Source organism: Maribacter sp. 6B07 (genome assembly GCF_002700155.1).
GTDB classification, from domain to species: Bacteria; Bacteroidota; Bacteroidia; order Flavobacteriales; family Flavobacteriaceae; genus Maribacter; species Maribacter dokdonensis.
Genome location: NZ_PDUT01000004.1, coordinates 281,642 through 293,816, shown reverse-complemented (window position 1 = coordinate 293,816; position 12,175 = coordinate 281,642). Strand labels below are relative to the sequence as shown.

The following is a 12,175-nucleotide window of genomic DNA, read 5'->3' as shown; positions in this document are numbered from 1 at the left end:
ATGAATATTAAATAAATAAAAATGAAAACAAAGAAAAGAAGTATAGTTTCAGTAGCATTGCTTGCTACTATAATGTTAACGGTGTCATGTAAAGACGCAGATAAAAAGTCAACACCTTCGGCTAAAGAAAATGTAGAAAAGCAAGAGGATATGGGGAAATCAGGGACTATGGGCAGTGAACAAAATGCAAGCTCAGAAATTATTCTTGAAGATTACTTCAACTTAAAGAATGCTTTGGTCCAAGATGATAATAATAAAGCCCAAAAGCTAGGCGGTGCACTTGCGAAATCATTGGGTAACCTTAATAGATCGGCATATACAGAAAGTCAACAGGTAACCTTAACGGATATTATTGAAGATGCAATAGAACATTCGGAGCATATTTCGGAAAGTGATATAGCCCATCAACGCGAACACTTTAAAATACTGAGTAAGGATATAACCGATATGATCGCTATTACAGGTAGTGAAAATACCTTGTATGAGCAGTTTTGTCCAATGTATGATGGCGGTACAGCTTGGTTAAGCAAAAATGAGGCTGTACTTAACCCATATTATGGTAGCTCAATGTTAAAATGTGGTAAAGTACAGAGAGAAATCAACTAAGTGAAAAAGATAAAATTCATAGCCTACATAGGTCTCGTTGTATTAGGGATTATTCAATTTTTTCCTACGGATAAGAATGAAAGCAACTTGATTCTTGATACTGATTTTATGAAAGTGAACAAAGTGCCGTTAGAGGTTGAAAAACAGATTAAGGTGTCTTGTTATGATTGCCATAGTAATAACACAGTATATCCTTGGTATAGTAAACTGCAACCAGCGGCATGGTTCTTAGAAGATCATATCAATGAAGGTAAAGTAGAGTTGAATTTTAGTGAATGGGGAGCATATTCTAATCGAAGAAAGGTTAGTAAGCTGCAATCTATCATAAAACAAATTGAAAATTCAGAAATGCCACTTTATAGCTATACACTAATGCATAGAGATGCAATTTTTTCTGAACAAGAGAAATTAATGGTAATTGATTTTATGAGTAGGTTAAAAGATAGTAAAGAATAAAGTCCTGGTACAGGAAGTGTATTTCTTATGTTAATGGTTAGTGTTTAATCACTTCCGTATCAGGCATTTTTTAAGGTTTAATAGCAATTATTTTTCGGTTCAGGTTAAGCTGTTCCCTATTAATTGTTGAATTTATGGTAGTCCAAGTAAGGCGTTATAGAATCGGTTTTCTATGCTACACCTTATGATTAAGAAATTAAACTAAAGTGCATTATGAAACACGTTTATCACATACACGGAATGACATGTGACGGATGCCGAAGTCATGTTGAGCAAACACTTTCAAAAGTTGATGGTGTTACCAATGCATCTGTAGATTTAGAAAAAGCGGAGGCAACTATTGAAATGCAATCGCATATTCCAATAGAGACTTTTCAGAACGTGCTGAAGAAAGAAGGCGGTACATATTCTATTCATGGTTCTAGTGAAGACTTTAATAAGGATGTATCTAAGAAAGATAACCATGTAAAGAAATCAAAGAAGGGCAACGGCACCTTTTATTGTCCCATGCATTGTGAAGGTGATAAAACATATGATAAGCCGGGTGATTGCCCGGTTTGTGGTATGGACTTGGTTGAAGAACAGAACCTCTCTTCTACATCATCAGAACAGTGGACTTGTCCTATGCACCCAGAAATAGTTAAAGATGAAGCGGGCTCATGTCCTATATGTGGTATGGATTTGGTTCCCATGGAGGCTGATAGTTCTGCAGAAGAGAAAACCTATAAGAAATTGCTCAAAAAATTCTGGATCGCATTAGCATTTACCTTGCCCATATTCATTATTGCTATGAGCGAAATGATTCCGGATAACCCGTTATATAAGGTTATGCCCCAGAAACAATGGAACTGGATTCAGTTTGCCTTATCAATTCCGGTGGTGTTCTATGCTACGCGCATGTTTTTTGAAAGAGCGTATAGAAGTATAAGGACATGGAATCTTAATATGTTTACCTTAATTGGTATCGGTGCCGGTGTCGCATGGCTTTTTAGTGTCTTTGGTATGTTGTTTCCAGATTTTTTTCCAGCACAATTTAAAACGGAATCCGGTGCAGTGCATGTGTACTTTGAAGCCGCAACGGTGATATTGACGTTGGTATTAATGGGTCAGGTATTAGAGGCCAGGGCACATAGCAAAACAAATTCTGCGGTAAAGGAACTATTGAAACTTGCCCCAAATAAAGCCATAAAAGTTGTGGATGGCAAAGAGGAAGAAGTAGCTATAGATACCATTGAAAAAGGAGATGTTTTACGAGTTAAGCCAGGTGATAAAATTCCTGTAGATGGTAAGATTACTGAAGGAGACACTACTGTGGACGAGTCCATGATCTCTGGTGAACCCATACCGGTAAATAAAACCGTTGGTGATCATGTTAATAGTGGAACCATAAACGGAAACCAATCTTTCTTAATGCAGGCGGAAAAGGTAGGTAGTGATACCCTTTTATCTCAAATTATTCATATGGTGAACGATGCTAGCCGTAGTCGTGCGCCTATACAAAAATTGGCCGATACCGTTTCTGGGTATTTTGTGCCGGTGGTTGTCCTTGTTTCCCTAATAACATTTGTAGTATGGGCGATCTGGGGTCCTGATCCTGCGTATGTTTATGCCTTGGTCAATGCAATAGCAGTTTTAATAATTGCTTGTCCCTGCGCTTTAGGGTTGGCCACGCCCATGTCAGTAATGGTCGGTGTTGGTAAAGGAGCTCAAAACGGGGTACTCATTAAAAATGCTGAAGCACTTGAGAAAATGGATAAGGTAAATACCCTTATTGTTGATAAAACAGGTACCATTACAGAAGGAAAACCAACTGTTGATAAAATAGGGGTTTTCTCTAAAGATTATACTGAGAATGAGATTTTACATCTAATTGCATCTCTGAACAACTCCAGCGAGCATCCACTGGCCCAAGCCACGGTAAAGTATGGAAAAGAGAAACAGGTAGAGATATCTAAAACAGAACAGTTCAATTCTGTAACAGGTAAAGGGGTAGAGGGTAGTGTAGACGGTAAGTCTCTCTATTTAGGCAATGCCAAAATGATGGAATATGCAAATGCATCGGTATCGTCACAAATGCAATCAGAAGTTCAAGACCATCAAAAGCAAGGTAAAACAGTTTCATATTTAGCGGTAAATGAAGAAGTGGCAGGGTATGTTGTTATTGGTGATAAAATTAAACCCTCTAGTGCAAAGGCCATTAAAGAACTACAGGATAAAGGCATAGAGGTGATAATGTTAACCGGTGATAACCACAATACGGCACAAGCTGTTGCCGGTGAATTGAACCTTACCGATTTTAAAGCTGAAATGTTACCCGAGAATAAGCTCAATGAAGTTGAAAAATTGCAAGAGCAGGGTAGGGTTGTGGCTATGGCCGGTGATGGTATTAATGATGCCCCTGCCTTGGCTAAAAGTGATGTGGGTATTGCCATGGGCACAGGAACGGATGTTGCTATTGAAAGTGCCATGATCACATTGGTAAAAGGAGATTTACATGGTATTGTAAAAGCTAGAAACCTTAGTCATAAAGTTATGCAGAACATAAAACAGAATCTCTTTTTTGCTCTGATCTATAATACACTTGGTGTGCCTATAGCTGCGGGAGTGTTATTCCCATTTTTTGGCATACTGTTGTCGCCAATGATCGCGGCTTTGGCAATGAGTTTTAGTTCTGTATCGGTAATTGCAAATTCATTAAGGTTAAGAGGTTCGGATTTAGATTGATATATAAAATGGTAAAGCGTAAAACGGCATTAAGAATAAGAAAAGCACATAGGTATTTGGGTATCTTTTTAGGTATTCAGTTTTTGATGTGGACTATTAGTGGAATGTATTTTAGTTGGACGGATATAGATGAAATACACGGGGATCATTATAAGAAAGTAGTTCCTGAACAGGCATCTTTTTCAAATTTGATAGGAAGCTCCCAAATAGATGTTCAAGAACCTATCAAAACTTTAGAATTGCTTGAAATTGCTGGGCAACCGTATTATTGGATCAACAATACAAAGCTCTTTAATGCACGTACAGGGGCAATAAAAGAAGGGCTCACAGAACAAGAGGCATTAAATGTTGCTGACCGCTTTATGCTTTCTGACTTAGAACTTGGGCAAATACAGAGAATTGATGCTGTGGGCAAGCATCATGAATATCGCGGAAGACCTCTACCTGCTTATGAAATTTCTTATAAGACAGATAAAAACTTAAAGGCTTATGTAGCTGTCAATAATGGCAGGTTTCAAACAGTTAGATATAGAGATTGGCGCTGGTTTGATTTTCTTTGGATGACCCACACTATGGATTATCAAGGCAGGGACAATTTCAACAATATAATACTTAGAGCCTTTTCCCTTTTAGGATTGATTACCGTTGGTAGCGGATTTTTACTGTGGTATACAAGTTCGCCTACTATTAGGAAAATTAAAAAGAAGTTGAATTAAAACTAAAAAATCATGAAAACAGAAGAACATAAAAATCATAAAATGGATACCAATAACTATACAAAATTTGCACTGATGCTAGGGGCATCGTTTGTGGCCATGTACATCACCATGTACTTAAATACCTATGCTATAGACCATGTTTATTTTAGTCTCACAAGGTTCTATATGAGTTGTTTGGGTATTTCTACCATGGCATTGATCATGTTTTTTGCCATGCGTAATATGTATAAGAACAGAAAGAAGAATATGGTTATCATCTTTGGTAGTATAGTTTTGTTTTTAGGTGCTTTGGGCTTGGTTAGGGTACAAGCGCCCATTGTAGGCGATGTGTTGTGGATGAAGGCAATGATACCGCATCATTCAATTGCAATTTTAACCAGTGAACGTGCAGATATTCAGGATCCAGAGGTCAAAAAGTTGGCCAATGATATTATCAAAGCACAAAAAAAGGAAATTGAAGAAATGAAGGCGATGATCAAGCGCCTTGAAAACGAAAAATAAGTATGAAGAAAAATGTTCTTTACCTAGTTGCCGCCGTGTTCGTAGGGTTGCTTTGTGGCTATTTTATATTTGGCACTAATTCTACTGCCCCGGGTGAAAAAGTGCACAATGATCATGACCATGAAGAGGTTGGATCCAGTGAAATGTGGACCTGTTCTATGCATCCACAGATCATGCAGCCAGAACCAGGCGATTGCCCCATATGTGGTATGGATTTAATACCTGCGGAGACAGGTGCGGACGGACTTTCGGCCAACGAAATTAAAATGACCGAAAATGCCATTGCCTTGGCAAATATTCAAACAACGATAGTAGGATCGGTTGCTGGTGCATCTGGGGATAACAGTATTTTACTTTCCGGTAAAATTGTACCCAATGATGAGAATAATGCGGTACAGGCCAGTTATTTTGATGGTCGTTTAGAACGTTTACATGTGAATTATGAGGGGCAAAAGATACAGAAAGGCCAGCTATTGGCAACCATTTACTCTCCTAATTTGGTCGCGGCACAACAAGAGCTTTTGACCACGGCAACCCTAAAAGAATCTCAACCGGCTTTATATGAAGCGGTGAGGAACAAATTGAAATTGTGGAAATTATCCGATGCTCAAATTGCCGCAATTGAATCTACAGGTAAGGTTAAGGACAATTTTCCGATCTATGCTACGGTAACCGGTACCGTTACAGAGGTTACGGCTAGGGAAGGGGACTACGTAAAACAAGGTCAGCCTATATTAAAAGTGAGTAACCTTACTACGGTTTGGGCAGAATTCGATGCTTATGAAAATCAAATATCAAGTTTAAAAGTTGGGCAGAAAATAAAAGTAGTATCAAATGCTTATGCTGCAAAAGAATTTGAGGCAACGGTATCTTTTGTAGACCCAATTTTAAGCAATGCCACCCGTACGGTCATTGTTAGGGCCATTCTTAAAAATACAAATGATTTATTTAAACCGGGTATGTTCGTTACCGGTAAAATCTCTGGTGACAACAACCATAATGAGGATATTATAACCGTACCTGCAAGTGCTGTAATGTGGACGGGGGAGCGGTCTTTGGTATACGTAAAAACAAGTGTGGATCAACCCATTTTTGAAATGCGGGAAGTAAAGATCAACGGAAGAAACGGTGAAAACATAAGTATTGCTAGCGGCTTACAGCATGGAGAGGAAATTGTTTCCAATGGTACGTTTACCATTGATGCTGCTGCACAGTTACAGGGTAAGAAATCTATGATGAACAAAATGGGAGGTAGGGTAATGACCGGACATGAACATCATACTGGGATGGAAGCTACTAGTAATAAAGCTGAAACATCATCTCATATGGAGATGGAATTTTCAAAGTCTTTTCAAGATGATTTTTCTAAGGCCTTGCATACCTATTTGGAAATGAAAGATGCATTTGTTTCTGGTGAACCCCAGCAAATTACTTCTTTGGCCAAAAAAGCTGTAGCTGCTTTTGAATCATTACCAAAAAAGGATTTGGGTACACTTGAAAAAGAACATTTGGAAAAAAGTATAGCCATGTTCTCGGCAATTGGTAATAGTGGCCATCTAGAACAACAAAGGGAACATTTAGTAGTCTTAAATGAACATATGGTAGCTATGGCCAAGAATTTGAAATCACCTTCAGAAAATTTATACGTACAACGTTGCCCTATGGCCAATAGTAACCAAGGTGCGGTATGGCTAAGTCTTGATGAAGAAATAAGGAACCCATATTTTGATAGTGGTATGTTAACCTGTGGTAGCGTAGTACAGGTGATTCAATAGATCTTAGAACTTAAAATTGTAATGAAAAAGCAAATTAAAGAATTTACAGGTGCAATTTTAGTGCAGTTGCAACCTAAAAAAGCTGAATCTCTCATAAAAAAGGGAATCAGTTTTAATGTGGGTAATGAACTTAATTTAAATGAGCGGCTAATGCGTGCAGCCCTTTTAAAACAAGCTGAGAAAAATAAAGATTTCAATCTACTGGCCAACTATCATAAAAACTTTTGGGAGCAAACCGGTAGAAAATATTTTTCTGAGAAAGAGAGTGTATTAAACAATTTCTTTTTGCCACATTGCTTACCTGTATTTGAAATGCTTAAAAAGCTTCTTAAAGCCAGTCCAGAAAAATACCATACCATTATAGAAATAGGTACGGGTAACGGTGAGGTTCTAGAGTATTTGAGTAGACAGTTTCCGCAAATAGAAAAATTCATTGGTATAGATTTAAGTGCTGATCAAATTGAATTTAACACAAAAAAATACCAGCAATATCCAAATATTGACTTCGTAGCTGCAGATGGTGCTGAATGGATCAGGGAAAACGGAACGGATAATATAATTATTATTACTTCAGGTGGTGTTTTAGAGTATTTTACACAACAACAATTAAAGCATTTGTTTAACTATTTAAACCTTTTAAAAAACACTATCTTCATTGCCATAGAACCCATTGGGGTAGATGTTGATTTCACTAAAAACCCAAATTCGCAACCCTATGGAATAGAGCGGTCATTTTCCCATAACTACACACAGCTTTTTGAAGATACTGGATTTAGCTTATGGTACCAATCCGTAATAGAAGGTGTGCAAAAAGAAGCCGATTTTGGAGTGTTCGGCGCCATAAACCTTTAGGGAGTTTCTGTACATTTTAGATTACATTTGATCCGAATAACCAAACCACAACTAAGAGAATACCGATGACCACAAAAATGATCAACTTTTTAAAAAAGTATGAAATCTGGGTATTTTTAACCCTGGCGCCATTGTTGAACTTTGTGATCACCTTTGCAAAAAGTAAGGGGATTATAGAATTTTTTCCATATACCAATGGTAGGTTTTATGCACTGTTTTTCTTGTTAGTATTTATAGTGAAAATTACCAAGGGCAATGAAGGTATCAAGAATTTGTTCAGACCAATGGCAGTGTGGAAGATACACCCTAAATGGTATTTGTTTAGTTTGCTCTTTGCATTTACCATAGGTCTCATCACCTTAGCGATCAAAGCCATATACCATAATGATATATCTTTTCTTCAGTTCCAATTGTATATACCCACTTTAAAATTCACGTTGTTCTTGTTGTCATGGGCATTTTTGGGAGAGGTGGTTTGGATCGGGTATGCCGTGCGTGTACTGTCAAAGAAAATAAATCCGTTTTTGGCAACTCAGATTATTGGTTTTGTATGGTCTTTATGGTGGTTGCCGTCTGTTTATATCAATGTTGGGGTTATAGAAGATCTACCGGTGTGGCCCTTATTCTTGAATATGATGGGCGCAGCAGGTATGTGTGCCATAGTGTATTCAAAAACTAAAAGCGGTATTTGTGTTTTGGTGATACAATCTATGTTGAACATGTCTTTGGTATTATTACCAATTTCTCCAGATGCCGGTGATTATACGTATACCATATTTGCCGTATTATATTTTCTGATCATGTTGGTGTTTATGTATTTTATGCCGCTTAATATTCACTCAGAACCTAAAAAGGTTTCTTAGTTTGGAATTTGCTAACGTGAACTTATAATTATCCTATGGATGAAAAGTCGGTGAGACGATGTAGGTGGACTTATAAGTTAGATTTTGAATTTTTCTAATGGGGATGAATTATGTAACTAATAGTGGGTTATTAAATATTCTATATTACATACACGAGCTTTAGAATTATCCTGTGGATGATTTAAAAGTCGGTGAGATGATGTTGGTGGACTTATAAGTTAGATTTTACAATGTTTATAATAGGGCTAAAATAAGTAACTAGTAGTGGGGTTGTTTAAAAGTCTATTTTACATAATATAAATTATAATACAAATATAGTAGTTTAGTGGATAGCGCATTTCCGCGCTATTTTGCATAGTTACGTTATAAGGTCCGCAGGAGAATTATAACAAAGTAATTATGTAAAAACGAAACTACGGTAAGTTCAACTATATTCTAATTGAGGCAGCCGCTTCATCTCGCCGCAAAATAATATCAGCCACTGGCTAATTTTATTTGTTACGGGTTATGTAAAATAGCCGCTACCAAGCGCTCGATTGTTTTATAAAATCAAATTGCTTTGGCAATTTATTTTACACACAATTGTCCAGCGCTTGGCCGGCGCCAAAAAAGCAAAACTTTTAGATTCTTTTGAAATATGAGATTTATGAGAAACTATGTGCCAATAAATTTTTCAGAGAATTCTCGGTAGCTTGCCACGGCATAAATTTAGAAGATTGAGAATCTTTTAAATTTTGAGCGAGATGCAGCGCTGGCATTAATTTGTGAAATTTCTGTACACTTGCTACCACTATCCTTTGTTTCTACAATTACTTGAGGCACTTCTAACATTATGTAAAATAGAAATGGATTCTGTCACAAATAAATTAAGACTTTTTCAAAGCATAAATATTGAATTTACATTTGCCTAGAATAATAATCTAAAAACCATTAATATGTATAAATTACATTTTCACTTCCTTCAAAATTTGGAAAATGATTCCTATAAATTTTGGCAAATACTTTCACTTGATGAGCTTCCGAAGCTAAATTCTATATTTCACTATTCGCAAGACTTATTTGATAAGATTCCTAGAGAAGAATTAGAGAGGTTCAATGATTTATCATTTGGTGTAGGCAACTACTACGTCAAAACAATCATGGATTACACTGATAAACCAGGGGAAATCGATTACATTATTGAACTGGTTTATAATCTCAATTAAGTGCCTTTTCTTTTTTTCTTGATATAAAAAGAAACAAAAAAATCAAGGCTTACAGTTCCGATAGCTATCGGAATTTAGAAACAATGTACGGGTCGGTCGCTAAATTTTAGGATCCATTGTAACCCTTAAGACCGCTTAAAGGCAATACAACCAATTGTAGCGGTCAAAAATTCTTGTAACCAGCCCCCCCCCGAAATTCTTAACGCTCCTCTCCCCTATTGTTTTGCCAAAATTCTCTTAGGCCATAAAACCATTAGGGGAAATCAACCACAAAGGGTGTCAATTAATATTTTATCAGAATCATCTCTGTCAAAATTTATTAATCTTAAAACTAGTTCAAAAATATTTGTTGAAGACTCTTCTTGAGCTGGATTTGTGTGGTCATGTTTATCATAAATTCTTTTAGCTCTACAAATTGCTAATTCAACTCTTGGTTTTCCTGTTACTTGGTCCTTACCTTGTAATAGAGCAAATAGTTCAGGTGTCACTTCTTTCGAGCCGCTTCCGTCAAAACTAGCACCTAATGGATTTATTAATTGATTTAGTTTTTTATTATAATCTGTTCGATTTATACTTCCACCTTGATGGTCTTCAAAATGTAAAATGAGCCAATATTCAAAAGCCTGATGGGCATATCCGACATGATAATTCTTCCTTTCGGCTGTCCAGATAGCATTATTGAAGTTGTGTGCCCAATTTGGGTCTGCAGGTTTAGGGTCAGCATCAAAAACACACCATACTTCATCGTAAGATTTAACTTTTTCTAGTTTCTCAGCCCAATGCACAAGCGATAAATGACTATACCCATCGCCTTTCGGCTCAATTTCTACAGACTTTAATTCAAATTGATTAAAGTATGATGGTTCCGTATTTTTACCTTCACAAGCAATTAATATTAAAGGAAGGGCAGTTTTCGAAGCTCTTCGACGATTTAACTTTGGTTCCTCTCTTCGTTGTTTTTTATTTCTTCCAACTTCATCTAAATGACGAAACTTATTCGCTCTTTGTATTTGCCTTTTATTCAACATTTTCTTCTTGAATAAATTTAGCATCAATTTTATTAAAGTATTTTAAAAAGGGAGTTGCCCCATATTTCCCTCGCAAATAATTGCTTTCCAATGCTTCTTTTTGCCTTACTTTTTTAAAATCCGATAATGAATAAATTGAACCTTCACCTTTTTTATTCTTTTCAACAAACCAAATTTGGTCTCTTCTAAAAAGCCCTGAACTTAATAGATTTGTATCATGAGTATTAAAAATTAATTGGGCGTTGTTAGGGTTAGATTCTTTTGAATTGAATAAAGAAACAATCTCACTAACTAAATTAGGATGAAGTTTCGAGTCTAACTCGTCAACAATAAGGACGTATCCTTTTTCCAATACATTTAGTATAGGGCCAGTTAGTGCGAAAAACTTTTTGGTCCCTGATGATTCATTCTCATCCATTGAAAAATAAGTGTCAGAAACGAAATTCCCTTCATTATCATATTTCTTTTTTGTTGTTGTCACATCAGTAAAAACAACCTTACCATCTTCTTTTGCTTCTTTTATTATAAGCTCTCTTAATCCCTTAGGCATATTTTCAGGCATTTTGTTAATGTCTAACTTTTCAGCTTTTACATCATCAATATTTAAATCAGCTGCCTTAAGGAGTTTTAATATTTTATTCTTATCGTTCTTATTTTCAAGTCTTGACATTGTATAGCCTTGAAATCTTGATTCATCAAGTCCTGATAATGTCTTCAATCCTCCAAACCAATTATAAATAGATTCAGAATACTCATCATTAAACTGAGTAGCTTTTGAAAGAAATAACTGATTATCTCTAACAAAACCTTGTTTAGCTATACTGCCTGCTTTTTTAAATCTTTTTGAATGGGTTTCAATATTTTGGTTATCTCGGTAGAATAACTCTATTTCTTTAGTTTTTGCTTTTTCAAAAAGCCATTCTGAGATAACTCTTTCATTATTCAATTCAAAACCATAGCGATATCGAACATCTTTAATAATAAAAATGAACTCGAATTCACTTGGCTCTTTCTCGCTAAAATTGTTAAGTAAAAAAGGTTCTACAGGTATTTCATCACCAGCATTGTAGTCCGTTGCAGAATTAATAATGTAATGCCTTGCAAAACTTAGAGCATCATAAAATTTACTTTTTCCACTAGCGTTTGCACCATAAAGTACAGAGCTTTTTAAAAGACGTAAATCGAATTTATCCATTTGATTTACATTTTCTCTCTCTCTGATGGTTTTATCATAATTAGAAGCAACCATACTTAGGGTGGTTCTTTCAAGGAAAGTTTTGTAATTCTTAACAGAGAACTGAACTAGCATTATAAAAGGTTTTTTTGCAGGTTTTGAGTAAAAATATGTTTTATTTGTTATATACAATGAATAATTATGAATTTTATTGTGTTTTATTAACAGTTAATTTCATGTTAAACAAAAGTTCACATGAAAACTATTAGTAG

10 protein-coding genes are annotated in these 12,175 nt (G+C 35.9%); 8 read left to right on the top strand and 2 right to left on the bottom strand.

Annotated elements, in window-relative coordinates; genetic code table 11:
- Positions 1-21: 21 nt before the first annotated feature.
- The 8 genes from CSC80_RS15410 (at position 22) to CSC80_RS15375 (ending at position 8,496) form a co-directional block, all read left to right on the top strand.
- Positions 22-606, top strand: a complete 585-nt coding sequence (locus tag CSC80_RS15410; RefSeq protein WP_099192965.1) for a DUF3347 domain-containing protein — start codon at positions 22-24, stop codon at positions 604-606.
- Entirely contained in the window at positions 607-1,062 is a 456-nt protein-coding gene (locus CSC80_RS15405) for a heme-binding domain-containing protein (RefSeq protein ID WP_099192964.1), read from the top strand.
- Positions 1,063-1,275: 213 nt separating this feature from the next.
- On the top strand, positions 1,276-3,786 hold the full coding sequence (locus CSC80_RS15400) for a heavy metal translocating P-type ATPase (RefSeq protein WP_099192963.1): 2,511 nt from the start codon (positions 1,276-1,278) through the stop codon (positions 3,784-3,786).
- 8 nt (positions 3,787-3,794) lie between these two features.
- Positions 3,795-4,502 carry a PepSY domain-containing protein gene (locus CSC80_RS15395; RefSeq protein ID WP_071342650.1) on the top strand — a complete coding sequence of 236 codons (708 nt, stop codon included), beginning with the start codon at positions 3,795-3,797 and terminating at the stop codon, positions 4,500-4,502.
- A gap of 12 nt (positions 4,503-4,514) precedes the next feature.
- Positions 4,515-5,006, top strand: coding sequence for a DUF305 domain-containing protein (locus tag CSC80_RS15390; RefSeq protein WP_180268629.1), 492 nt, complete (start codon positions 4,515-4,517; stop codon positions 5,004-5,006).
- A gap of 2 nt (positions 5,007-5,008) precedes the next feature.
- Positions 5,009-6,781, top strand: a complete 1,773-nt coding sequence (locus CSC80_RS15385) for an efflux RND transporter periplasmic adaptor subunit (protein ID WP_099192962.1) — start codon at positions 5,009-5,011, stop codon at positions 6,779-6,781.
- 21 nt (positions 6,782-6,802) lie between these two features.
- Positions 6,803-7,633 (top strand): class I SAM-dependent methyltransferase, encoded by an 831-nt coding sequence (locus tag CSC80_RS15380; RefSeq protein WP_099192961.1) that lies wholly within the window; start codon positions 6,803-6,805, stop codon positions 7,631-7,633.
- A 65-nt stretch (positions 7,634-7,698) separates the two neighbouring features.
- Positions 7,699-8,496 (top strand): CPBP family glutamic-type intramembrane protease, encoded by a 798-nt coding sequence (locus CSC80_RS15375; RefSeq protein ID WP_099192960.1) that lies wholly within the window; start codon positions 7,699-7,701, stop codon positions 8,494-8,496.
- A 1,468-nt stretch (positions 8,497-9,964) separates the two neighbouring features.
- Here CSC80_RS15375 and CSC80_RS15365 read toward each other — a convergent pair.
- Complete coding sequence (locus CSC80_RS15365; RefSeq protein WP_099192958.1) at positions 9,965-10,753, bottom strand: RloB family protein; 789 nt, start codon at positions 10,751-10,753, stop codon at positions 9,965-9,967.
- Complete coding sequence (locus tag CSC80_RS15360; protein WP_099192957.1) at positions 10,719-12,038, bottom strand: ATP-binding protein; 1,320 nt, start codon at positions 12,036-12,038, stop codon at positions 10,719-10,721. The genes CSC80_RS15365 and CSC80_RS15360 overlap by 35 nt, the downstream gene beginning before the upstream one ends.
- Positions 12,039-12,175: the final 137 nt, after the last annotated feature.